This window comes from Pseudomonas sp. 01L34 (genome assembly GCF_056400265.1).
This window is the reverse complement of the sequence record NZ_JBFTSX010000007.1, coordinates 321327-346477: the sequence shown is the minus strand read 5'-3', so window position 1 is coordinate 346477 and position 25151 is coordinate 321327. Positions and strand designations below refer to the sequence as shown.

The 25151-nt window shown below is 58.4% G+C and carries 17 protein-coding genes; 11 read left to right on the top strand and 6 right to left on the bottom strand.

Annotated features, from left to right (window positions below; translation table 11 throughout):
* Window positions 1-19 precede the first annotated feature (19 nt).
* The 3 genes from AC1DQM_RS23315 (at window position 20) to AC1DQM_RS23305 (ending at window position 2446) form a co-directional block, all read left to right on the top strand.
* Window positions 20-1408, top strand: a complete 1389-nt coding sequence (locus AC1DQM_RS23315) for an aminotransferase-like domain-containing protein (protein ID WP_477746917.1) — start codon at window positions 20-22, stop codon at window positions 1406-1408.
* A 160-nt stretch (window positions 1409-1568) separates the two neighbouring features.
* Window positions 1569-1799: a VF530 family protein gene (locus AC1DQM_RS23310; protein WP_018926655.1), complete on the top strand. Its 231-nt coding sequence runs from the start codon at window positions 1569-1571 to the stop codon at window positions 1797-1799.
* A 2-nt stretch (window positions 1800-1801) separates the two neighbouring features.
* Window positions 1802-2446: a Pr6Pr family membrane protein gene (locus AC1DQM_RS23305; protein ID WP_477744512.1), complete on the top strand. Its 645-nt coding sequence runs from the start codon at window positions 1802-1804 to the stop codon at window positions 2444-2446.
* A 175-nt stretch (window positions 2447-2621) separates the two neighbouring features.
* Here the strand turns inward: AC1DQM_RS23305 and AC1DQM_RS23300 are convergent, their stop codons facing one another.
* Window positions 2622-3413, bottom strand: coding sequence for a siderophore-interacting protein (locus AC1DQM_RS23300; RefSeq protein ID WP_111454748.1), 792 nt, complete (start codon window positions 3411-3413; stop codon window positions 2622-2624).
* A complete protein-coding gene (locus AC1DQM_RS23295; protein ID WP_064616276.1) occupies window positions 3410-3991 on the bottom strand; it encodes a PadR family transcriptional regulator in 582 nt (193 codons plus the stop codon). The genes AC1DQM_RS23300 and AC1DQM_RS23295 overlap by 4 nt, the downstream gene beginning before the upstream one ends.
* Window positions 3992-4508: 517 nt before the next feature.
* Between AC1DQM_RS23295 and AC1DQM_RS23290 the strand changes: the two genes are divergently transcribed.
* The 7 genes from AC1DQM_RS23290 (at window position 4509) to AC1DQM_RS23260 (ending at window position 12723) form a co-directional block, all read left to right on the top strand.
* Window positions 4509-4997: a CS1 type fimbrial major subunit gene (locus tag AC1DQM_RS23290; RefSeq protein ID WP_018926651.1), complete on the top strand. Its 489-nt coding sequence runs from the start codon at window positions 4509-4511 to the stop codon at window positions 4995-4997.
* A 109-nt stretch (window positions 4998-5106) separates the two neighbouring features.
* The gene (locus AC1DQM_RS23285; RefSeq protein WP_026286465.1) at window positions 5107-7629 is read left to right on the top strand and encodes a CS1-pili formation C-terminal domain-containing protein; all 2523 of its coding nucleotides are present in this window, start codon (window positions 5107-5109) and stop codon (window positions 7627-7629) included.
* Window positions 7629-8912, top strand: a complete 1284-nt coding sequence (locus tag AC1DQM_RS23280; protein ID WP_457327277.1) for a hypothetical protein — start codon at window positions 7629-7631, stop codon at window positions 8910-8912. The genes AC1DQM_RS23285 and AC1DQM_RS23280 overlap by 1 nt, the downstream gene beginning before the upstream one ends.
* A 41-nt stretch (window positions 8913-8953) precedes the next feature.
* Window positions 8954-9694 carry a molecular chaperone gene (locus tag AC1DQM_RS23275; RefSeq protein ID WP_457327278.1) on the top strand — a complete coding sequence of 247 codons (741 nt, stop codon included), beginning with the start codon at window positions 8954-8956 and terminating at the stop codon, window positions 9692-9694.
* 3 nt (window positions 9695-9697) lie between these two features.
* The gene (locus tag AC1DQM_RS23270) at window positions 9698-10198 is read left to right on the top strand and encodes a CS1 type fimbrial major subunit (RefSeq protein WP_457327279.1); all 501 of its coding nucleotides are present in this window, start codon (window positions 9698-9700) and stop codon (window positions 10196-10198) included.
* A 24-nt stretch (window positions 10199-10222) separates the two neighbouring features.
* On the top strand, window positions 10223-11470 hold the full coding sequence (locus AC1DQM_RS23265; protein ID WP_477746916.1) for a hypothetical protein: 1248 nt from the start codon (window positions 10223-10225) through the stop codon (window positions 11468-11470).
* Between the two features lie 38 nt (window positions 11471-11508).
* Window positions 11509-12723: a hypothetical protein gene (locus AC1DQM_RS23260; RefSeq protein ID WP_018926645.1), complete on the top strand. Its 1215-nt coding sequence runs from the start codon at window positions 11509-11511 to the stop codon at window positions 12721-12723.
* A gap of 51 nt (window positions 12724-12774) precedes the next feature.
* Here AC1DQM_RS23260 and AC1DQM_RS23255 read toward each other — a convergent pair whose 3' ends face one another.
* The 3 genes from AC1DQM_RS23255 to AC1DQM_RS23245 form a co-directional block, all read right to left on the bottom strand.
* Entirely contained in the window at window positions 12775-17841 is a 5067-nt protein-coding gene (locus AC1DQM_RS23255; RefSeq protein ID WP_477746915.1) for an NEL-type E3 ubiquitin ligase domain-containing protein, read from the bottom strand.
* A 148-nt stretch (window positions 17842-17989) separates the two neighbouring features.
* On the bottom strand, window positions 17990-21100 hold the full coding sequence (locus AC1DQM_RS23250; protein WP_477746914.1) for a transglycosylase domain-containing protein: 3111 nt from the start codon (window positions 21098-21100) through the stop codon (window positions 17990-17992).
* A gap of 335 nt (window positions 21101-21435) precedes the next feature.
* Window positions 21436-21894, bottom strand: coding sequence for an REP-associated tyrosine transposase (locus tag AC1DQM_RS23245; protein WP_026286462.1), 459 nt, complete (start codon window positions 21892-21894; stop codon window positions 21436-21438).
* A 503-nt stretch (window positions 21895-22397) separates the two neighbouring features.
* On the opposite strand from AC1DQM_RS23245, the gene AC1DQM_RS23240 reads away from it, so the two are divergent.
* Window positions 22398-23819, top strand: coding sequence for an amino acid permease (locus AC1DQM_RS23240; RefSeq protein WP_018926642.1), 1422 nt, complete (start codon window positions 22398-22400; stop codon window positions 23817-23819).
* A 54-nt stretch (window positions 23820-23873) separates the two neighbouring features.
* Here the strand turns inward: AC1DQM_RS23240 and AC1DQM_RS23235 are convergent, their stop codons facing one another.
* Entirely contained in the window at window positions 23874-24998 is a 1125-nt protein-coding gene (locus AC1DQM_RS23235; RefSeq protein ID WP_138866879.1) for an OpgC family protein, read from the bottom strand.
* Between the last annotated feature and the right edge of the window lie 153 nt (window positions 24999-25151).

The following is a 25151-nucleotide window of genomic DNA, read 5'->3' as shown; positions in this document are numbered from 1 at the left end:
ACGATGGTAGCGGTCATTCATGTGGGTTCCTCAGCTAAGCGAATTCAACCAGCCGATGTATTTGTCGATTGCCGATGCGTTGGCGCGCGATATCAGCAACGGCGTGTTGAACGAAGGTGATCGTCTGCCGACCCTGCGGGAGCTGGCCACCACGCTGAATGTCACGCCCGGTACCATCAGCCGTGCCTATAGCGAAGCCCATCGGCGGCGTCTGGTGCAGGGGGAAGTAGGGCGGGGCACTTATGTGCTCAACCAGAAACAGTTGGAACTGCCGGCCAGCAACAGTGCCGTTTCGCTGAATCTTGGGCAGTCTGAGTTATTGGACCTTTCGATCATCAAGCCTTACAGCGAAACCCTGGAATACTGGTTGCGTGGAGCCTTGGTGGGCATGGCCAAAAGCACGGATTTTGCCCATACCCTCGACTATGCCCCCGATGGCGGTCATCCGGCTCATCGCGAGGCGGGCGCGCAATGGCTGCGCCATTCGTTGCCCGATGCACAATGGCAGCAAGTGGTGATCACCGCCGGCGCACAGCATGGTTTGATGGTCGCGATGAGTGCGTTGACCAACGCCGGTGATCTGGTGCTCTGCGAGGAGCTCTGCTACCCCGGCATCATTTCCCTTGCCCATGGACTCGAACGACGCCTGCGTGGCGTACCAATGGACGATGAAGGGATCATTCCCGAAGCGCTGCGTGAGCTGTGCCAGCGTGAGAAACCGGCGATGCTGGTCTGCGTGGCGACGTGCCAGAACCCAACGGCGGCGATCATGTCGCAAAAACGTCGGGCACAAATCGCGGCATTGGCCGAGGAGTTCGACTTCATCATCCTGGACGATGACATCTACGGTTTTCTGGCCACCGACCCGTCGATCAAACCGCTGTCGGCGTTTGCCCCGGATCGTTCGGTGTACCTGACCAGTCTGTCGAAGTCGATCATGCCGGCCTTGCGGATTGGCTATCTCTACAGCCCGCCGAAACTGCTGTCGCGCCTGACCTCCATGGTGCGCAGCAGCGTCTGGATGCCGTCGCCATTGACCGCTCAGTTGGCCAGCAACGTGATCACCGAGGGGCTGGATAAAAAGCTGATCCGTATTCAGCGCAACGAAGCCGCCGGGCGGCAGGCGATCGCTCAGGAAATCTTCGCCAATTTCGAGCTCAAGACCCAGCCGTATGCCTACCACGTCTGGTTGACGTTGCCCGAGCCCTGGACCAGCGACGAATTCACCATGCTGGCCCGTGCCAACGGTGTTCTGGTCCTCAGCGGTACCCAGTTCCAGGCCGAGCGTAACGGCATTACGCGCTGCGTGCGACTGGTGTTGATGTCGCCCACCAGCCAGGACGAATTGCGGTTTGCCCTGACCAAGCTGGCCAGCCTGATCGATTCGGATCCGCGTCGTTATTACTGAGCCGGGCGCTATCTCCTGACGTTTGTCCCTCGGATGATGGCCAACTCACCTACAGTTAATTCAGTCTCTGACGAATGCCTCTGTCCGGAGCCCTTCCACCGGACGAAAGCCTCCGTTAAGGTGCGCGGCTTCCCATCCTTTCATCGTTCGAAGGCCCGGCATGACCGAACACAACCCTGATCCCCTGCACGGCGTGACGCTGGAGCAAATCCTCAACGCCCTGGTTGCGCACTACGAATGGTCTGGGCTGGCCGAGCGTATCGATATCCGCTGCTTCAAGAGCGACCCAAGCATCAAGTCGAGCCTGACCTTTTTGCGCAAAACTCCGTGGGCGCGGGAGAAGGTCGAGCGTCTGTACGTGAAACTGATGCGCACCAAGCGCCCGGTCTGAGCATGGTCATACCCTCGATCGCGAGGCGTCGTTGTGTGGCCGTGGCGGCGATTCTGGGCTGGGCAGGCTTGAGCATTCAGATGTACCTGATTCTCTATGCCCGCTGGAGTATCGCGGCCAGCCTGCTGGGCGGGCTGGTGAGTTTTTTCAGCTTTTTCACGGTGCTGACCAATACGCTGGTGGCGGTGGTGCTGACCTGTGAACTGACGTCCCGCGAGTCGGCGGCGCGACGCTGGTTTTTACAGCCGTGGGTGAGCAGTGCCATTGCGGTGAGTATCGCGGTGGTCGGCGTGGCGTACAGCCTGTTGTTGCGCCATTTATGGCATCCCGAAGGCTGGCAATGGCTGGCCGATGAGCTGATGCATGACGTCATGCCGCTGCTGTTCCTGGTGTATTGGTGGTTCTGTGTGCCCAAAGGAACATTGCGGCTGCGGCACATTGCCTTGTGGGTGATCTATCCGCTGGTGTACTTCGGCTATACGTTGTGGCGCGGGCATCTGCTGGCGGTTTATCCCTACCCGTTCATTGATGTCGACAAGCTGGGTTATCCACAGGTGTTCGTGAATGCCGGGGGATTGTTGGCGGGGTTTGTGCTGATTTCACTGCTGGTGATCGGGTTGGATCGGTGGCGCACGGATCGCAAGTGAACACTGACTGTGGCGAGGGAGCTTTTGTGGCGAGGGGGCTTGCCCCCGTTCGGCTGCGAAGCAGTCGCAAAATCAGCAAATATGCTGTGCCGGTTAAAACTCCGTTGCAGGTTTTAGCGCCGCTGCGCGACGCAACGGGGGCAAGCCCCCTCGCCACAGAAAGCATGCACAGCGTTTATTCCTCGTCGCTGTCTTCCAGCCGCCAGTAGCCGACAGCCTTCACAAACTGCTCGTCCAGCCCGTGCTCATCGAGCAATGCCCGGCGGATCTGCCGCGACGCTTTGGTTTCGGTCGCCACCCACGCATACAGATTGCCAGCGGGCACTTTGATCTGTTGCACGGTGGTCAGCAGGTTGTTTTTGCCTCCTTCGCGCAGCACCCAGATCACATCGACCTGCGCGGCGCTTTCCAGGCGTTGTTGTTCGGCGCCGTTTTCCACTTCCACGATCACCAGTGCGCGCCGATTGGCCGCCAGGCCTTCGAGGCGGCGGGCGATGGCGGGCAGAGCGGTTTCGTCGCCGATCAGCAGGTAGCTGTCGAAGATGTCCGGCACGATCATCGAGCCACGCGGCCCGCCGATGTGCAGGAACTGGCCGGGTTTGGCCTGCTCGGCCCAGGTCGAGGCAGGGCCGTCGCCGTGCAGCACGAAGTCGATGTCCAGTTCCAGCGTGTCCAGGTCGTAACGACGGGGCGTGTAGTCGCGCATTGCGGGCATCGGCCCGTTGTCCTTGCCGGCGCCGAGTACCAGGGTTTCCAGCGCTGCCTGTTCCGCTGCGTTTTGCGGGAACAACAGTTTGACGTGGTCATCCGTGCCGAGGCTGACGAAGCCTGCGAGTTCCGGGCCGCCCAGGGTAATCCTGCGCATGCGCGGCGTCAGGTCAACCACCCGCAGCACTTGCAGGCGACGGCGTTTGATCTCGTGGCTGACACGGTGAATGGTTTGGGATGGCACGATAACGTCGGTCATTCGACTTTCTCCGAAACGGGTTGAACGGTGGGGCCGTCGACGATGGCTTTGGCCGTGTTGTTGAGCAGGTCGCGCACCCGCAGGATTTCTTCCGGGCTCCAGCGACCATGGTGCATTTGCAAGGCATGACGCAGGTTGTGCACCGCTTCATGGATCTCGGCCGGGCGGTCCTGGCCGCGCAATGAGCGCTTGCTGACTTCGATGCGCATGCGCACACCGTCCAGGGCAATCGCCTGCTCGCTTAATGACAGACGTCCGGCGTCGGTGATGCTGTAGCGTTTTTTGCCACCCTCGGCGTCGCCCAGGATCAATTCGCTTTCTTCAAGGAAGGTCAGGGTCGGGTAGATCACGCCAGGGCTGGGGCTGTAGGCGCCGTCGAACATGCTTTCGATCTGGCGGATCAGGTCATAGCCGTGGCACGGCTGCTCGGCGATCAGCGCCAGCAGCAGCAATTTCAGGTCGCCAGGGGCGAATACGCGTGGGCCGCGACCGCCGCGCTCGCGGCCGGGACCCGGGCGTTTCTCGAAGCCGTCGCGGCCGTCGCCGTGTTCGCGGTGGGGGGAATGATGGTCTCTCATTTTTGCTTTCTCTCGTCGTGTTTAGATACAACTTAAGATATATCTTTAGGCTGGCGCAAGCGTTTTTGACCAACGGTCGAGATTGGAGGGCTTGGGGAAAGGCGCGAGTGGGGAGCGCACGGGAGTGACGAGGATGCTACGAAGGTTTGATTTTTAGAGTAATTGAACTAATTATGAAGTTCTTCCGTTTAGTGCTGGTCTATTCGTGTGCGAACAGTAGTATTGGTCTTACGGAAGTTTAAATCAGTTCTTGTCTGTGTGTTTTTTCAGTTAAAACTGTGTGTAGTATTTCTCTGAGGGCAAAACAATAAAGTTACTGTTTCTTTAACTTTTTTCCTGCTGTTCGAGAGCCGTTGTTACTACATGTTCTTCGGAAGTTACGTACTTACTTTCTCAAGCGATTGGTCGATCATTCTCCGGCGTCGAAAGTTAAGCCAAAACGCCATGCTTCGTGCCGGGTGTTGGCTTGTTGTGACTTTCCACGGTCCGATCCTTTGAAAAAGACAGGTACTCAACAATGTTCAAGAAGTTTGCAATCGCCGTTCCGATGACCCTGCTGGCCCTGAGCTCTTCGGTAGCGTTCGCTGCGGAAGAATCGCGCACCTCCATCAACATCAGCGCCACCATTCCAAGCAAGGTATTCCATGCTCAGCCGCGGGACCCGAACTTCGGTAAAGATGAAAAAATGGCCTACGTACTGGGGGCCGGTACGCTGACTCCAATCCGTGCGACTTATGATGTACAACACACCAACGGTTCGGTCGGCGCCTACGTCGAAGGTGGCCCACAGCCATTGTCCAACGGCATCAACACCATCGCATTGAGTTACATGTTCAATGGCACAACCCTGACCGGCGTGTCGCAGGAAGTGGTCGGTGACTCCGAGTCCAACGGCGGCATGCAAGCTGACCTGGTGATTGCCGCTGCCAAACCAACCGACACCCAGAATGGCCTGTACACCGCCAATCCAGTGGTGATCTTCGATGCCATTCCTCGCATTCCGTAATACCGTTATTAACTAAGGTTCATCCTTAATTCATAACACTTACCGATCGGCGGGCAAGTTTTGCCTGTCGATCGGGTTTCAACGAATTTATCTTCAGAGTATTTCGTTCATGTTCCCGATGACGCCCATCGCGACGGCGCTTGCCCTATGTTTTTGTGCAACTGCCCTGGCCGCGCCCACGGAAAACGGCCATACACCTCGAAGTCTGTTGGCGCAGGCCAAGGGATTGCCGACCGAATTCGAAGAGCATTTCTTTGATGTGCCACTGGCGGTGCGCGTGGAACTTGACCAACAGTTTCTCGGTGAGGCGATGGTCGTGTTGACCCGCGACGATCGCATCACCCTCGTTGACTTCGCCGATGTCAGCGACAGCATGATCAAGCCCAGTGAACGCGACATCTGGGCCAACTATCTGAAACAAGGAGTGGCGCTCGGTGGCTGCCAGGCCAATTGCCCCGAGCAACTGCTGGCCGTGCACTACAGCCTGGAAAACTCACTGGTGTCGATCCTCACCCAAAACGCTGAGCGCGACGATCAGGTACAGCGTTATTACAACCTGCCCGAAAATGGCAGCACCGGGTTGATCGTGCGTAACCAGCTGAACCTCAACGGCGGGCAGAACCAGGACCTGGGCGGGCGCTACGGCCTGGAAGCCAGCAGCAGCCTGGGTAACTGGACCCAGGCCGTCAATATGCAACTGTCTCGACTGGGCGGTCTGGATAACAAGCTGTATCACGCGGTGCATGAGCTCTTTACCCAGCGCGAGCTGGAGGGCAATTTTCTGCGCCTGGGCTATTTCACACCGACGTCCGAAGGCCTGACCCGTCAGCCACGTGCCTTCGGCGCGAGCCCCGACACCGCATTGGGCGTCATGTACGGCAGCTCCGACAGCCTGGCCATCAACAACCCGAAACCGGCGGTCTATCCGATCTACGTCACCGCCAATCGACAGGGTTCGGTGGAGATCTACCGCGACGGTTTGCTGATCAACACCCAGGCGGTGCCTGCCGGGTTGCAGACCCTCGATACGCGTCCGCTGCCCGGCGGTATTTATGAAGTGGAAGTGCGTCTGATCGAAGACGGCCAAATCACCTCCAGCACCCTGGAGCTGGTCTACAAACCCAACAACTGGCGTAACCATGACGAGCGCTGGCGCTATAACCTGTTCGCCGGCCGCGAATCGAAATTGCTCAGTAACTGGGAAGAGCAGGCCGACGGCGACATGACGGCGGGGGCCGCGTTCAACTTCCTGCTGCACCCGCGAGTCATCCTGGGCCTGTCGGGTCGACAGGTGCGCGACGCTCTGCAGTACGGCACGTCGGTCGATTGGGCAATCGTCAACAACGCCAGCGTCTATGCCAACGTCTACAAAACCGAGGACTACGGTACCGGCTTCGACGTGCAAGGGCTTTATTCCTATGGCAGCGGCAGCATCGTCGCCAGCCATAACCGTAGCTGGCTCGATACCACCCGGCTGTACGACACGCTGCCCGATGGCACGCGGGTGCGTCAGCGCAATGTATTCATTGGCCAGACCAGCAACTCTTCCCTGTCGATAAACCATCGACTCAACAGCAAAAGCTCGGTCAATGCCCGGGTGTCCCACAGCGAAGGCAACACCAACGGGACGGGCGTGGATCTGGGCTGGACCCAGCGCACCCAACTGTTTGGCAGTGACGCCAATTGGCGCCTGTCGCTGTTTGATCGACCAGGCAGCGTGAGTTCGGGAGACGACCGCAATCGGGGTATCGATTTGAGTGTCAACATCGCGTTGGGTGGCCCCGGTGAACAGCTTTCCGGCAGCATAGGCACTCGCACCGACCGTGATGGCGGGCGCGATAACAACGCTTCGATCACCTACCGCAAAACCCTTCAGGACCATCTGCTGCAAAGCGTCTCCGCCACGGCCATCACCGACACCTACGGCATCGGGTTGAATGCCATGGCGACCATGAGTTCTGACCTTGTCAACGGCGACGGCTTCATCCAGCGCTCGTCCTTCAACAACGACCTAACCGGAGGCTTGAACCTCGACAGCACCGTGGCCGTCGGCGGGCAAAAAATGGTCATGACCAGCCAATATCACCGCAACGGTGCCGGCATGATCATCGACGTGGAGTCGGACATCGAGGACATCGCCTTGCGCGCCGATGACTTGAGCGGTGGCAGCGCGGTGCTCAAGCCCGGGCGCAATTTCGTGCCGATCACCGCGTACAAAAGCAGCTCGGTCAGTTTCGATTTCGAGGGCAACCACGTTCCCGCCGCCACCATCCAACCGGCCCGTTCCAGCTATCACCTGAACAAGGGCGGTGTGGAATATCGCCAGGTGAAAGTGATGAAAACCCTGACCGTCCTCGGGCGCCTGATCGACCCGCAGGGCAACCCACTCAAAGGCCATCACATCATCAACCACGCCAGCCGTGGGGTGAGCGAAGTGGACGGTTTCTTCTCCATGGAAATGAATGCCGGTTCGCCAACCCTGGAAGTGCGCCACGGCAGCCAGTTGCTGTGCCAGTTCCGCCTGGACCCGAACAGTGGACGTACCGAAAACAACGTGCTGATGATCGGCGATTTGCGTTGCACGCCGGATACGTTGGCGGATGCGACTTATCTATCTGAAAGACGGGGTTAGTGGGCGTGGAGGATAGAATCAGCGTGATACGCCTACTCAAACGGACGGCCAACGTTTTGATGTTGTCTGGATTGCTGGGGGCAGTGAGCGAAGCGGCTGTCATGGAGATAGAAGCGAAATTCAGTCCGGATCCATCCAACCCGCTGGTCAATAAATTTATCAATACAACGAAGTTCACCGGGTTCTGCCAGGGTAACGAACCGGCGTGTGAGCGACGAGGACTGTCCAGTTTCAGGACACCCATTACATTCACTGCAACCAGACCAATCCGGGTCCATGAGACCAATCGCCGCGAAGCCGCAATGTTCCGCATCCCGGCGGAATGGCGAACATTGACAGTTACCAAAATGGGGGGTGCAAGCACTGAAACGGCGGAAGTGAAAGTACGTATGCCTGGTTTCGCGGTTAACTATCGCCTCAGCCACGATGCACGCGATTTGGTTGGGCGTCCAGATTTGGGTTCTCACGCCGCTCACGGACTTCTATGGCAAGGAGGGCTATGGTTGAGTCCTCCGTCACCCTGTCAGTGGGCGATAATGGCGAGTACAAATATGAGGGAGCATGAAACGTTCTGGCTTACTCCGGCGGGTAGCACTTGTCATAAAGCACCTAACTACATTATTCCAGAGTTTGATTATAAGTCTTTTGACTTTGCTTACGAGCTTCAAACCCCTGAGCCCTTGAAGTTGTCGCAAGGTACTTACACCGGAAGTATTCAGTACTCCGTTGGCCCGGGTAAGGATTTTGATATGGGTGATGTCATGTTGCCCAGTGAAGACTCTCTAACGCTGAACTTCACGCTTACCGTTGAGCATATGCTCAAGGTTGAAGTTCCACCCGGTGGTCATCGTGTGGAATTGGTCCCGCAGGGTGGCTGGCAATCCTGGCTGCAACAAGGCCGAAAGCCGACGCGTTTATTCAAGGACCAAACGTTTAATATCTCGGCCAGTTCGCGTTTCAAAATGGAGCTGGAGTGTCAGTACACCCAGGATGGCAATACCTGCTCTTTGCAAGAGCCAATTTCGGGCCACGTTGTTCCATTGAATATCAGCGTAAGTCTTCCACACGGCTTGACCGATGCAAGTGGGCAACCAGTGACCCGTCGACAACTACTTCGTAATGGTAGTGGTACCGAGCTGTTTCAACCCGGTTTTTATGTGGAGCGAAGGCCGGGGACTCTGCACTTCGAAATCCCCTCCCGCGAAGTGGCTGAGATGATTCGGCCGGGCCGATCACGATATTATTCCGGCAATGTAACGGTTATCTGGGATTCGGAAATTTGATTGTTTTCGATATTCAAGTTTATTAAGTGAGGTACTGAAACATGAAGAGCTTGTTAGCCTTAATGGGTTTTTGTTTGTTTGCCCAAACGGTTCATGCCGCACCGAGTATCAATATCGGCACCGTTTACGATTATCTGGACGGTGATAAGAGCACCTATCTGAAGCGTGTATTCAATGGCGGCGACAGCACGGCGTTCGTCAAGGTCAACATTCTCGAAATTCTCTACGACGCCGACGGCAAGTCGCAGGAAGTGCCGCTCAAATCCAACACCGACGGCAAGTCCCGCGATGGTTTGATGGCAAGTCCCGCGCGACTGATCGTGCCTGCCAATGGCATGCAGGGCACCCGTCTGCTGTTCATGGGCGAACGGGACAGGGAGCGTTATTTCCGGGTGCGATTCGTACCCGTGGTGCCGGAGAAGGAGGACGAATTCGCGGTGTCCGGCGAAGAGCGGGAGGACTACAAAAAATCCCTGTCGGCCGGGGTCACCGTACTGGCAGGTTATGGCGCGGTGTTTTTCGTACGGCCAAAGGAAACACGCTTCGACAGTGCGATTGAAAACAACACAGGCACGTATCGGATCCGCAACAACGGCAACAGCGTGGTGGTGGTCGATGAGTTCAAGGATTGTTCGGTTAAAAACGAGCAGGACTGCCAGCCCACCACCAAGCATCACATCCTCGCGGGCCGTACCTTTGAGTTCGAAAAACAGGCCGGTCGCGAATATCGCTTCACCCTGGTTGAAGGTGAACGCAGCAAAAAACTGGACGTGAAGGGATAACCCATGAGCAGGAAGCTGACCCAGGTCTTTTTGTCGGTTGTCGCGATGTGGACGAGCGCTGATGTCTTCGCCGCCCGGGAAGAGCACACCTTCGAAGTGTTCGTGACGATTCCGACCCAGGCGTTTTATGTCATTCCATCGGACCCGGGCTGGATCCATCGCGAACAGCAACTGCCCTGGAACTTGACGTCGTCGACACTGGGTGGCTTGCGCAAGTACTTCGATGTGAAGAACGAAGCGGGCTCGATCGAGGCGCGGCTGGAAGGCCGACCGTATCTGTCCAACGGCACCGACGCCCATGACATTGCCTTGCGGGTGCTGTTCAACGGCAAACAGTTGAGCGAGCACGAGAGCAGCGAGGTGGTGTCCATGGCCGAGGCCGCGCCTGGTAAACGCGTGGTGCTGGAAATCCTCCCGATGCCGCCTGCCGATGGGGTTTACAAGCCCGGCAATTACTTTGGCAGCGTCAACATGATCTTCAACGCGGTGATGCCGGATGCCTGATACCGATTGTGTGGGGCGCAAGGGATGATTCGTTTTCAAGCGTTACAACCATGGGCGGGCGCAATGGCCGTGCTCCTGGGATCGCTGTCATCGGTCTGGGCGCAGGAGGTACAGATTCAAGCCTCGTTCAAGCCGGACTCGGCGAATCCGCAGCGTAACCAATTCCAGAATGACACCCCTCCCAGTGGTTACTGCGCCAGCTATCCCAGCGAATGCCGGGACAATGCGATGTTCAGTCTGCGGGTGCCTATTGAGTTCGACTCCAGCGGACCAATCGTGGCCAATCATGGTGATGCCCGGCAAGGCGCGATGATCAAGGTCCCGGCACAATGGCGAGAGCTGACGGTCATTCATGAAACGACAGGCGAGCCGGAAACCGTGAAGGTTCGAATCGCCGGGTTCGGCTCTGCCTATGTTACTGACGATGTGATTCAGCTGGTGGGCGCAGGTAACGATTATCGAGAGGCCCATAATAAATTGTGGGGCAGCAGTTGGGTGAATGCGCCATCACCCTGCCTATACAGTGGCGTGGGTTTTTTTGCGCCACAAAGGTATCGTTTTTTCTGGAAAACACCTTCTGAAGTTTCATGCCAGAAACAGGCGAAATTCGACGTGCCGTGGATGCGTTACGAATATGTCGATTTTGCGTATGAATTGGTGACCCCTAACCCTTTGGGCATGTCCTCGGGAAAATATCTAGGTAACTTGACCTACACGATCGGCCCCCACGGCGATTTCGACTTGGGCGACATCATGCGGCCCAGCAGTCCTTCATTGACGTTGAACTTCGCCCTGGACGTACAGCACACCCTCAAGATCGAGGTGCCTCCTGGTGGAACCCGTGTTGAACTGGTCCCGCAGGGTGGCTGGCAATCCTGGCTGACGCAAGGGCGCAAACCGACGCGGCTGTTCCGCGACCAGACCTTCAACATTTCCGCCAGTTCACGTTTCAAGATGCAGTTGCAGTGCCAGCACGTCCTGGGCAATACCTGCTCGCTGAATGAGCCGTTGTCCGGCGACTTTGTGCCATTGAACGTCGGCGTCAGTTTGCCCCATGGCTTGACGGACGCGGGCGGCCAACCTGTCAATCGTCGGCCATTGCGCCTGGACGGCAGTGGCACGCAGTTGTTCATGCCAGGGATTTATGTGGATCGCAAACCGGGAACGCTGCATTTCGAAATACCCGCCAGTGAAGTGGCAGAAATGATTCGCCCCGGGCAACAACGACGGTATTCGGGACGCGTGACGGTTATATGGGATTCAGAAGTCTAGTGTCTTGCGCCAATGCAGTGAAAAGGAGTGCAGCAATCATGGAAATACTCAGGAAAATCATCCAGCTGAGCGGCTTGGGATTGGCGGGTGCGTTCATGCAGACCGCGGTCGCCAGCACCGTTGAAATGACCGCGGTATTTCGTCCCGATCCGGCGAAGCCGATGCAAAACACCTTTATCAATACGACCCCTCAGGGCGGGTATTGCGGAGATCATCCCGAGTACTGCGAGGAGGGTGTTTTCAGCATTTTGTTGCCCGTTCGCTTCCGGGCGGCGGCAGATATACCGGCGCTGCATGAGCAGCGTCGGGGCGCGATGTTCCGGGTTCCTTCATCCTGGCGAGACGTCACGGTGGTGCACGACGTGACCGGAGAGTCCGAGACGCTCAGGATGCGCGTGAACGGGATCGGGGCCGCTTACACGATCAAGACGCCTCTGCCCACAGGGGTCTGGCAAAGTACCTGGGTCAATGCGCCTCCCCCTTGTGGATATGGCGGGGTGGGTTATGGCACTGCCTTGTACTATGCGTTCTTCTGGCGAGTGCCGGCCAATGCGGGTGTGTGTGCCAAGCAGGCACAAAAGGACATTACCCAGGACTACCAGTTCGCTTATGAAAACACGGGGTTCAGCTACGAGCTGGCCACGCCCAACCCGCTCAAGATGTCGGCAGGCACCTATCGTGGCGTGCTGAACTACACCGTCGGGCCGCATCAGGATTTCGACATGGGCGATGTCATGTTGCCTGACGACGATTTGATCACCCTCAACTTCACGTTGAATGTCGAGCACACCTTGAAGGTGGATATTCCCCCAGGCGGCAATCAAGTGGAACTCGTTCCGTCAGGGGGATGGCAGGCCTGGCTGACCCAGGGGCGAAAACCGACCCGGTTGTTTCGTGATCAAACCTTCAACATTTCTTCGTCCAGCCGTTTCAAGATGCAGCTTCAGTGTCAAATCACCGGATTAACCGATTGCATGATTCTCGACCCCGTTTCGAAGCGACCTGCCGTGGTGAAACTGAGCGTCACCTTGCCCAACGGTTTGACGGATATCTTCGGGCAACCGGTCACGCGGCGTCCTTTGCATGTCGGGCAGGCAAATGCCCAGAAATTCCAACCCGGTTTCTACGTGGATCGCGCGCCAGGTACCCTGCATTTCGAGATTGCACCCAATTATGTGGAGTACATGATCCAGCCCGGGGTGTCGTCCAGATACTCCGGAAACATCACCGTGATATGGGACTCCGAAGTGTGATAACAGTGGAAGACGCCCTGAAGGCATGATCGCCTTCAGGGCGGGGGCTGATTATCCGGCGTTTTGCAGCGCCGCTCGGGTCAACCGACGGCTCAGCTGTTTTTCCTCGTAGCCGATGTCGTTGAGCAAACCGCCATAGACCTCGTCCGTCATTTCCTCGCCGGTGAGCACAAGGCTTTCCGGGACGTTGAGTTGACTGGCAAGGTCGAGTAACCGCTGCTTGAGCGCGCGTCGTTGCACAATCAACTGCTCTTTGGAACCGGCCCAGGCGCGTTGGGCCTCGCGCAGTTCATCCAGCAGGTCGGTCCTGTGTTCATACATCCGGGCATTGCGCCGGAACTCCGCGGGATAGGTGTCACGCAGGTATTTCTCCCAGTACGGCTGTTCGATCATTCCATTGACCAACCCGTCGCCGGCTTCCATCGACATTACCGTGTCGAACGCCGTGTCGAGCATTTCAGCGTTCACCCTGGCCAATTCGGGATACCGCAACAATGTCGATTGCCACGGCAAATCGAGACGTTGCGCCAGGCCGCTCTCATAGGCGAGGTACACTTCAATTTCGTCGCCGCCCGGACGTTTGGCGAAATCGGCCCGTGCAATATCTTCCACCCGCGCAAGACGGGCCGCCCCTTTTGCCAACCTGACCAACCTGCTTTCCAGCATGGCGCCCGATGTCGACAAGGCATAGGCTTCGGAGGCAAGCACCTTGATGCCCATGTGGTTGAACATCTGGGCTCCCGCATCGGCGCAGGTCGTGGGCGACGTTGCCATTTCGAACAGATCGGCGCGCAACTCGCTGTCCAGGTCGACGGCTTCGACCATTCGCCATACCCGGCTGCTCAGTTGATTACGCAATTCACCGCCGGCCCGGTAATCGGCCGAGGTGGTCTGTTTCTGGATCAAGGCGAAAAACCCTTCAGAGCCAGGCTCGGACATCAGGTCGTGCCAGGCTTCCTGGCGGAAGGTCCCCAACCCGGAGACTTCGGCACTCCACCACTCCGAGTCATCCTTCATCGGCCATTGGGCCATCGCGTCGGTGGCGGCGTCGGTATAGACCTGTGTGGGCGAGATGCCGACCGAGCGTCGATACGCCTGGAACTTGACGACATTGGCCTGAGACAGGTTCATTTCGAACAGGCGGGTCCGCGCCACGATAAACGCATCGTCAGAGCCGGGCACGACGGTGGGAATGATCCTGATCGGGTTTTCCTGCAGATCCAGAAAAAATCCTCGAGGCCGACGCTTGTTGGGCGCAAAGAGCCCGTCGGGCCACGTGGTGGCCCCCGTGTTGCTCAGACTCAGGATGCTGAGCCTGGGCATGCGCTCAACGTTCGGCAGCATCCCCAGCCTTGGGTTGTCATCGAGCCTGAGTGTTTCGATACGGGTCAGGTTTCGCAGCTGCTCGACCGACGCCGGCGTCAGCCTGATGTCGTTGTTCATCAGGCGTAGCGTGCGCAGGTAATGCATTTTGCCGATGCTGTCGGGCAACTGCGTCAAGCCGCAACCGCGGGCGCTCAGTTGCCGCAGGTGGGGGAAGTCTTTCAACAGGCCGGAGGCTTTCTGGGAGAACGTCGTGCGGTCCAGGTTCAACGTGGTGATCTGATCGAGGTAGTGCTTGATGTCCGGCAGTTCCTTCCACCAACGCTTGAGGTCGACAGCGTCGATTTCCGTGGAAAGGTCCAGTGCATAGCCGCCATCGGAAGTGGTGCTGCGCTCGCCGAATACGGTGGGCTTTCTCCTGAAACAATCGATGAGCCGTTCGCTGATGTGCAGCCCGCCACCGCGGACGAACCCTTGGCGATCCGGACCCCAGCTATCAGGTTGCCGATATCGCCATTTATTGAGCAGCACCTCAAGATCATGCAGTTCGCGGTCCAGTCGTGTCAGGGTCTGATGCCCTTGTTCCGGCGAGCCAAGGGATCGCACAAAGGTATCGGCTTCTCGTTCGTTGAAGTGGGGGTAGAGGTCCCGCACCCTTTCCGTGAGGGTGGCTTTGCGGGTGGACAAGCCAGGGCCGCGCAACAGCATCATGTCTTCGTGATCCGCCCGCGGGCGGATCGGTGGCGCGAGGAGCACGGTGCGGCGTTCGGCAGGTGTCTGGGTCTTGACCATGACCCATTGTTTGAAAAAACGGCCCTGGCCGGGTCGATAACCCAATTGCGTCTGTTTGTTTTTCGGCAAGGCGTTGAGCACCGCTTCGAAAAAATCGGCGGCTTCCCGCAATTTGTGGTTTTGCGCGTCCCAGACTTCGAAGCGGTTCACCTCATCCCGGACCAGTATCCGGACGGTCGACGCGTCCTGCGTACCCACGCTGCAGCGCACGGGGCCGGCATCGCTGCCTTCGCGTACTTCGATGCGTAACTCATTGAACGTGTCGGAATGAATCCTGAGCGCATTGAGCACCAGGCTTTCGGTTTCCGGCACCCACTGCGCATCGTCGTAGAACCCTTCATAGGCATGGTTTGCCCGGACTTCGAAGTCCGCTTCACGGGCGCGGATCTTGATGTTCAAAGGCAGGCGCTGCTCTTGTTCCATTCGCTTGAGGTCAGGGCTGTCGGCACGGCTCAGCAGGGTCTTCACCGCACGGGACGGCAGCTGTGCAAACTCATGGCGCACGAGCCTGACCCGGGGATCGTCCGATGCTTGTGCACCTTGGTACAGCTGATTGACGATGTCTGGAAGCAGGCGATTGGCTTCGTCCGCCAGCCGATCGCGCAGCGCTTGCACCTGTTCGCTTTTCGCCATTGGCCGGCCGAGTACTGCTTGCAGTTCCGCTTCATCGAGGAAGTTGACGAGGCTTGGCGCAAACTGGTCGCTCAACAGGTGCGACAGGCTGGTGGCCAGCGTCTGCCCCGCCGTTGCCTCGGGATTGCCGTACTGGCGAAAGGGACCGGTCAGGTCGTCGTTGTGATAAACCTTCAGCGATTTATCCGCAGGCCAGCCGTCCAGGTAGGTCGCCAGCGGTTCAAACCAGTAGGAGGACGGATCCAGCGCCAGCCCTGTGCGAATCCGTTCAATGCCGTTCCGGGCCTGGCGCTGCAGGTGCAAGCGTTCGAGACTGTCGTCCAGTAGCGGTGGCGCAGCCGTGTTGTCGATGTACATCCGGCGCAGTGCGCCGTCGTCGGTGCCGCTGGCAATGCGCACGCGTTCGAGATCCGCGTCGGTCAAACCGTCGACGGTGTGGCCGAGACGGCGCAGCAGTTTCGGGGTACTCCATGCTCGCGGGTTTTCGCCTTCGTGAGTCCAGGCACCGAGGCCGTTGTGTCGTAACTCGGGTGAATACGCATCGGCGCGGTGTGGATGCTTGACGTGGTAGTTGCCGGTTTGCGGGTTTTTCTGCACGGCGAAGTGTGTTTCATCCAGCGGCAGGATGTCCTGGCCCTGGTGGGTATGCAGGCCCAGTTCGTCAGGACCGGAGTCGGCCGACAGCTTCACATCCGGCAGTTCGTAAGGCCGCAGATCGGGATGCCACAGGCGTGGCTCGCCATTGGGCAGCGTGACCGGTTTCATGCCTTCGATCAGTGGCGAGAGTTTCAGACGCACGACCTCGCCAATGTTTGCCCCGGCGGCGAACGCCGCCAGTTGAATGGCATCTTCCACCACACCCACGATGTGCTCGACGGCTTCGTTCCACAGCCCCAACGTCATGTCGACGAAGCCTTCGATGACATCGTTGGCGATCTGATAGGCGGTGTAGGCCATCATCAATTCCCCCAACCCCGGCACGAACGGTGTGACGACCATCAGGGCGACGTTGAAGATGTCCGAGACTATTTTCTTGAAATTCTCCCACCAGGCCCATCGGGCATTGCGATCGGTGTCGGCGGTGGACACGGCGATGTGTCGGGCGTCATTGAGGATTTTGTTCAGCTTCTGCTCAAAGCGGTATTTCCAGAATTCGCCGCGGATCGGTGTGGCGCTGAAACGAAGATTGGGCTGCTCGACCGGCACTTCCCGCCAGCTGGGCCCTGGATCCAGCGGATCTTTCTGATGCCATTTCACCTCGAACAGACGCTGCTGCAACCCGCCGAAAAAATGCCCTCGCTCCGGCTGATCGACGAACCGGCTGAAGAACTGGCGATAAGTCATTCCAGTGGATGAGATGAGCGGGTTGTCCCGCAGCTGGCGAGTCAGTTCATTCATGAAGGCGACCGTTGAGGGGTACTCTTTCAACGGATGTTCAGGGTCTTGTGGGACATACGCGAATATCGGCACGACCTCTCGCCTGTGCTCACGGTACAGGTCCGGTGTGATCAGTACGATCCCGGCCAGCCGGCTGTCCAGAATGGACAGTTCAGCGAAATGCATTACCCGGCCCTTGCGGGTGAGGTTGCGCTGGCCATCGAGCATCTTCAGGATCAGGTCGCTCGCGTCGGCATCAATGTCGCCGGTCATCAGCGCTTGTTGAACGGCTGCCTTAAAGGCAGCTTTCTCGCTGTCGATGATTTTGAGTTGCAGAAAACGCCTGGCGACGGCATCGCCGGGTAGCAAGCGGTCTTCAAGGTATCGGGCATAGCGCGCGCCAATGTCCAGCTCACGACACAGGGTCTGGAACTGGGCGATGGACATTTTGCGTTTGACCGGCAGGACGTCGAACAGACCGCGCTCATCGGGCTGGCTGATGAAATCGGAATCCGGCTCGCAGGTTTCGCTGCGTGCGAAGTTGTGCAGGGCAGCGTTCAGCAGGGAGACGGTTCGGGTGACGACACCGCCTGTGACGTCGATGGCATACCAGGGGCGTTCCTTGGGTAAGTAAAGATGCAAGTAAGTGGTTCTGACATCGACATCGACCCCGTACTGTTTCATCAATGCATCGATGAGCAAGGGTTCAGCGAAGTCATCAACGTTTTGTAACTCTTCGAGAAACCGATCCACCTTGTTCTGGGCAGACCAGAGTTCAAGGTTGGCATCTTGTAACTGTGTGTGAGCAGATTGAGTGGCGGTCCTGATCCATTGTCCGGAACGGGGTTGTGTGAGGCTCAGTTCCCGCGCCCTGCGCAACGAAGCATCCTTGAATGTCGGGTGAATTCGACTCTGGATGAAAGCGTAGTGACGGCCCTTATCGTCGTCTGCCCCTCCTGGGCGGGCAGTTTTACGTCCTTGTAAATCTGACATTGTTTTTATCAGCCTTGAGCAGTTATGGAAGGCAACAGCCTATCCTTCGTCGCTCAAAGTAAAAGTCTGAATTACTGCGCGGAACACCTGTGGAGAGTGCCGAAAGCATTGGAATTTTCCATGCCGAAAATAACTATTTACCACCCGGTCAGCGGCGGGAGAGCTCCACGGGCAAACATCCGGTGCCACTCCCCGGTTGCAGATACGGCATCAGGATGGGCGCCATGCCCTTGAGCACTTGCACGGGCAACGCCGAGGTAAATTTGAAGGCTTCGGCCGAGCGCCCCGGCACGTAGGCGGTCAAGGTGCCGAAATGGCTATCGCCGATGTAAAACACGAATGTTGCTGTGCGGTTGATCGATTTCGAGCTCAGAATCCGCCCTCCCGGACCGATGGCTTCGATGCGGTTGTCGCCGGTCCCGGTTTTACCGCCCATGGCCAGCGGGGTGCCGTTGGCCAGTTTGAAACTGCCTGCCACGCGTTTGGCCGTGCCGGCATCCACCACTTGCGACAAGGCCTCGCGCATGGCGGTTGCCACCTCGGAAGGCATTACGCGTTTGCCGACGACCGGATTGTTGATCAGTTGGGTTTCATAGGGCGTACCGGCCGCGAAGTGCAGGCTGTCGATACGCAGCGTCGGCAGGCGTACACCGTCGTTGAGGATGGTGCCGATCAGCTCCGCCAGTGCGGCGGGGCGGTCGCCGGAGCTGCCGATGGCGGTGGCCAGCGAGGGCACCAGGTGATCGAACGGGTAGCCGACTTTCTGCCAGCGTTGATGAATGTCGAGGAACGCCTCGATCTCCAGCATCGTGCGGATGCGGCTGTCACGGGCGCCCTTGTGTTTGCTTTTGAACAGCCAGCTGTAAACCTCCTGGCGTTCGAATTCGCTGGCTTTGACGATCTGGCTGAACTTGGCGTCGGGGTTGTTCAGCAAGTAGCCCATCAGCCACAGATCCAGCGGGTGGACCTTGGCGATGAAGCCCTGATCCGGCAGGTCGTAGCTGCCCGGGCCGTAACTCAGGTACAGGCGTTCGAGGCGTTCGTCGGTGAGTTTTTCCGTGAGCTTGGCGCCCTTGAGGTGTGAGCGCACGAAGGTGTTGAAGCTCTCCTGGTCGGCCTGCGGGAATAGGTAGCGATGCACGGCCGCCATACGGATCGGTGTCGGGTGCATGCTGTCGAGGAAGGTCTCGAGGCGGGTCTGGGTGTCTTTGTTCTGGTACTTCTTCCAGAACCGCAACAGGAATGCGGTGCCTTCGCGGTCGGCGAACTGGGCCAGGTATTCCTGACGCCGCGGGTCGCGGTCGTCCTTGAGCAATTCGGCGCTGCTATTGGGGCCTGCGTAGGTGCTGTAGCGCACCAGGTCGCGCATCAGCCGGATGAACGGCAGGTTGATCGACTCACGAATGGCATCGCGCAGGGACGGCATGCGGCCGTTGTCCTCCTTGCGGAAGTTAACGAACGTGTGCAGCCCACCACCGGTGAAAAACGCCTCGCCGGGGCTGGCCGAATATTTGCGATCCAGTGCGGCGCCGAGCATTTTTGGCAGGCTGCGGTCGGTGTTCTGAATCATGTAATCGACGGCCCAGCTGCTCAGGCGATCCTGTTCGGCGACTTCGGTTTTCTTCAGTTCGGCAACGGTCATGCCTGCGTAGCGATCGTGCAATTCGGAGATGATCTGCAGGTAAGTGGTGAGCACACGCATTTTTGCGGTGGAGCCCAGTTCCAGCTTGCTGCCTTCATTGATGTCGAACGGTTGGTCGGTGCTGTCGGTCTGCACCCGTACCCGCGAGCCGTCCGGGGTCAGTTCGAACAGGGTGAAGCTGTAGCGCACCTGCGTGGTGCTGGTGGGGGTGAGCAGGCGTTCGCCGATCAGGCCGATTTCCGCTGCATAGGCTGGGTCGGCCAGATGCTTGAGGTATGCGGTGGCCTGGGTTTGCAGCTCGCCTTGCAGGGTGCTGGTGGCGGAAAGGTCGAGGCGGTCGAGGTCATACAGCGGCCGGTTGAGCAAACTGCCCAGGCGACTGCGCGCGACACTGATGCCTTTGTTGGTTTCGATCGGTTGGATGGTGGGCTGGGTCTGCCAGTCGCGGTAGGTCACTTGGCTGGCCAGTGCTGCCGCCGCGAGCGGTGCATCGATCACCCCATTTTGTGACAGCAGGCGAATATGGCTGTCGGTCAGGCTGGCCAATTCATCGCGGCCCTTGGTCAAGTAGTGCGAAGGGCGGCGTTGAGCAATCATCAGCGACAGCATTTCACGCAGGGCCAGGCCTTTTTCCGCCAGGCTTTTCTGATCGGTGTCGGTGCTGGCCAGCCGTTCGTTGGCCTTGTTGAAATCGGCGCCGTACCACACGCGCAAACCTTCGGCCATGCCGTGCACTTCACCGTGGCCCGGTACCGCGGACAGCGGAACACTGTTGAGGTAATCGCGAATCACATTTTGCCGTGCCTGAAGGGTTTCCGGCCCCGTCTGATAGGCCCGCACGCTGGCGGAAATCATTTGGCGGATTTTTTCCGCGCCCGACACGGTCAAGCCGTCGGGCGAGTGTCGATATTTCTCAAGCTGTGTCGCCAGCGTACTGCCGCCCGCCGATTGGCCGGGCAGGCGCAACAGCTTGGCTACCTGGGACCACGCCGCCATGCCGAACCGCGGCCAGTCCACGGCGGGGTTGGCCAGGGGCTGGTGCGGATCGAGCAGAAAGCGGTTTTCGATGAACAGCAAGCTGTTGACCACCACCGGCGGGATCGCGGCAAAGCTTGAATAGAGCTGTTGTGGATACTTGAACTGGTACAGCGGGGCCGCACGGCAATCGGTGATCGACAGCCCGGCCTGGATTTTCTCGGTATAGGGAATGAAAAAGCCCTTGTCGCTGTACTTCATCAGCGCAGGCGAAAAGCGGGTTTGCGCCGCTATGACGTAATCGCGCTTGAGCAGGCGCGGCAGAAATTCATCCAGGGAGCTGTAGCCCAGACGCTGATCGAACGGGCCTTCGCCAGGGTAGCGAATCGCGTCGCTGGGGCCGGGTTGCAGTTCGTATTTCAGCGAGGCGGCATATTTGCTGATTTCCCGGGCCTGGAACTTGGAGGTGCGCATTTCCTTGGCCGCGGCCAGGCCCAGGACAATCAGGATAATCAGCAGCAGCAACCAGAACGCCCCCCAGCCGTGCCGTGAACGACGGGGTTTTTCAGGTAAAGGCGCTTCATCCACACGCTCAGTCGGAACCACAGTGTCACTCGAATCGGTTTGCCACAAAGCGCCCATAGTCGACTGATCCATTCACGCAGATTGATCGGACTTGTTTGAAGCTTAGACGGTGGTTGGCGTTGGTGAAAAAATTGTGAACAACCAAATATCAGGTATGCATCATCAACTGTGGCAAGGGAGCTTACTGTGGACAGGGACTTACTGTGGTGAGGGGGCTTGCCTGTGGCGAGGGGGCTTGCCCCCGTTCGGCTGCGCAGCAGTCGTGAGCCCTTTAAATGCGGCGTGCCTGAAAAATTCAGTGCTGCTGTTTTTTGGGGACTGCTGCGCAGTCCAACGGGGGCAAGCCCCCTCGCCACAACAGCCCCCTCGTCACAGAAATCCCTCACAGATGTTTATAGCCAGCAGGCATCCCATAGCGGGTAATCGCCAATTTTATTGACCAGCCCCGCTCTTAAAGGGTTGGCAACAATGTAACGAGCGAATGGCAGGAGTTCTTCTCCATCGCGGATTGCCCGGTCGTGGTAGCCGCTTTGCCATAGCGGACCACACCGACCGTTCATTTTGTTCACTGCCAGGGTGCAGCGTGACTTGGTAGAGCCGACAACATTGCCCAGATTGTTGCCCTGCAGCTGCATTAGCCAATGAAAATGATCGGGCATCACAACCCAGGCAATTGAATTCACTAAACCCGCATCGTGAGCTCGGCGCAGTTCTGCGACAAGCAGACGCCCCAATCGCCAGTCAGAGAATATGGGTTGGCGCTCGTGAATAACTGCGGTGATGAGGTAAGCGCGGCCGTTTTCAGAGGCTCTGCCAAAGCGCAGGCGATGAGAGTTTGGTTGAGTAGGCAATCCATTGCTTCCTTGCGTAATAGTCAGGTGACCCTTCCACGCTAGTGCCCGCTTGTCTGTTTCGGTTCTGCAAATGCTGAGTGAAGATTCTGATTCCTGCGAAGGATTCACCACAGTAAGCCCCCTGCCCACAAGGGGTGTCGTCTGAAAGGGTTGAGCTAGACGCATCAACGAGGTAAATGCTGCCTAGGTAGGGGCATGACGATGCACCATTGCTGTGCAATACTCCGTGCGGTTTCAGTGGCGAAAAAACCTGCATAAGCCAGGTAATGCCACTCCGTTCTGCGGGAATTACCCGTTAGTTATCGCTGAATATTGTGTTTTATATAGTGAAAACACCTGTCGTTAGCTTTTTATACTGCACGCCCCGCTGATCTTGGAGGTTTTGTCCTACAAGACGTGTCTGTCCACAAGACAGGCCCGGTTTCACCAGGCGCTGGCCTATCGGTCGGCGCTTCGACACTCGGTGGTCATATCCAATAACAAGACGAGGTTGCACCCCTATGCCAGTCGGCAATCACCTGCCTCACGGCGAGACCGCTCAGGGCGGCCCGCTTAAACGCGAACTGGGCGAACGGCATATTCGCCTGATGGCACTCGGTGCCTGTATCGGCGTCGGCCTGTTCCTGGGCTCGGCCAAGGCCATCGAAATGGCCGGCCCGGCCATCATGCTCTCCTACATCATCGGCGGTCTGGCGATCCTGGTGATCATGCGTGCCCTCGGCGAGATGGCCGTGCACAATCCGGTCGCCGGCTCGTTCAGCCGTTATGCCCAGGATTACCTCGGGCCTTTGGCGGGTTTTCTGACCGGCTGGAACTACTGGTTCCTGTGGCTGGTGACCTGCGTCGCGGAAATCACCGCAGTGGCGGTGTACATGGGCGTCTGGTTCCCCGACGTGCCGCGCTGGATCTGGGCACTTGCCGCGTTGGTCAGCATGGGCTCGATCAACCTGATCGCGGTGAAAGCCTTCGGTGAGTTCGAATTCTGGTTCGCCCTGATCAAGATCGTCACCATCATTGCGATGGTGGTCGGCGGTATCGGCGTGATCGCGTTCGGCTTCGGCAACGACGGCGTCGCCCTGGGGATTTCCAATCTGTGGGCCCACGGCGGCTTCATGCCCAATGGCGTGCAAGGCGTGTTGATGTCCCTGCAAATGGTGATGTTCGCCTACCTCGGCGTCGAGATGATCGGCCTGACCGCCGGTGAGGCGAAGAACCCACAGAAGACCATCCCCAATGCGATCGGCTCGGTGTTTTGGCGGATTCTGCTGTTCTACGTCGGCGCCTTGTTCGTGATCCTGTCAATTTACCCGTGGAACGAAATTGGCACCCAGGGCAGCCCGTTCGTGATGACCTTCGAGCGTCTGGGCATCAAGACCGCCGCCGGCATCATCAACTTCGTGGTGATCACCGCGGCGTTGTCGTCCTGCAACGGCGGCATCTTCAGCACCGGGCGCATGCTCTACAGCCTGGCGCAGAACGGCCAGGCCCCGGCCGGTTTCGCCAAAACCTCGAACGGCGGTGTGCCCCGTCGTGCGTTGCTGTTGTCGATCGGCGCGTTGTTGCTGGGCGTGCTGCTCAACTACATGGTGCCTGAGAAGGTTTTCGTCTGGGTTACCGCGATAGCCACCTTCGGTGCGATCTGGACCTGGGTGATGATCCTGCTGGCCCAGCTCAAGTTCCGCAAAGGCCTGAGTGCCAGCGAGCGTGCCGGCCTGAAATACCGCATGTGGCTGTACCCGATCAGTTCGTATCTGGCGCTGGCCTTCCTGGTGCTGGTGGTCGGCCTGATGGCGTACTTCCCGGACACCCGAGTGGCGCTGTATGTGGGCCCGGCGTTCCTGGTACTGCTGACGGTGTTGTTCTACATGTTCAAGTTGCAGCCGACCAATGTGGCGCAAGGCGCGGTGCGTTCGGCTTCGTAAGTTGTAACGCCAGCCATGCAAAAGCCCCGGTCAGAATGATCGGGGCTTTTGCATTTAAACGGCTGCCACGGGTATCGGCACATTCAACCGCTTATTGAAATCCAGCCAAACCCCCAGCAACGCCATCAATCCGACCCCCAACATTGCGCTGAATAGCTGCATCGCCAATACGTTCCCACCCAAGGCATTGAGCATGTCCGCCAACGGCGCCAGCAACACACCAAAACAAAACACCTCCAGAGAATATCGGCCCATGCGACAGCTTTGTCGCGCCAGCCAGTGTTGCGTCCAGCCCGTGTTCGGCAACAACCTGGCGGTGACGTAGGCGAGGGCGAGGAAGTGCAGCAGACGCGCCGGTGAGAGGTTGGTCTTGCTGATCGGATAGAGCCATTCGCCGAGCCATTGGGGCATGAACTCGTCATGCACGGTCGGCCATTTCCACGACAGCGCGATCATCCCGCTCATTACCAGATAGGTCAGAGCCGCGATGAAAACCGGCTGTCGAGTCAGCGGTCGAGGTTGCGGCGCCCGAGGCCTTTGCCGGTGAATCGCCGCCGCGCCCCCGAGAATAAACAGCAGCTGCCAGGCCATCGGATTGAAAAACCACACGCCCCCGTCGGTGCCCGCCAGGTTCCACTGCAACCATGGCGCCAGCAGGTACAACACCACCGACAGCCCCACCACGTATTCAGCCTTGCGCAGCAGCATCGGCAGTACCAGCGGCAGGCCGAGCAGCAACAGAATGTACAGCGGCAACGGGTCCATCAGGTTCGGCTTGAAGCGCAGCAGCAACTCGTCCATCAACGCCTGCTGCGGATTGCTGAGGAAATACTGCAAGCCCATTTCCTGCACCAGATCGCGGGTTTCCACGTGGCTGTTGGCGAAAAACACGATGCCCATCAGCAGCGCCAGCAAAAAGATGTGCACTACATAAAGCACCCAGGCGCGTCGCAGGATTTTCACCGTGGCGACCATGAGCCCGTCGCGCCGGGCGATCTTGCCGTAGGCCAGCACGGCCGCGTAACCGGCCAGGAACACGAAAATCTCCGCCGCATCGCTGAAGCCGAAGTTACGCACCGTGAACTGCGCGAGCGGGTTCTGCGGCACGTGGTCCCAGAAGATAAAGATCAGGGCCAGGCCGCGGAAAAAGTCGATTCGGTGATCGCGTCCAGACGTCATGAAGGCGGGCTCTTGAACGGGCTGTTGAATAAGGAGTTGCCGGCGCCGCAAAAGAGGGGGCGCCGCACATTGGCGGCGCGCAGGGTGCCGTTATTCACAGGCAATTGCAAAAGACTGGATATTACCGAATGTCTCAGATGCTTATAGCGAACG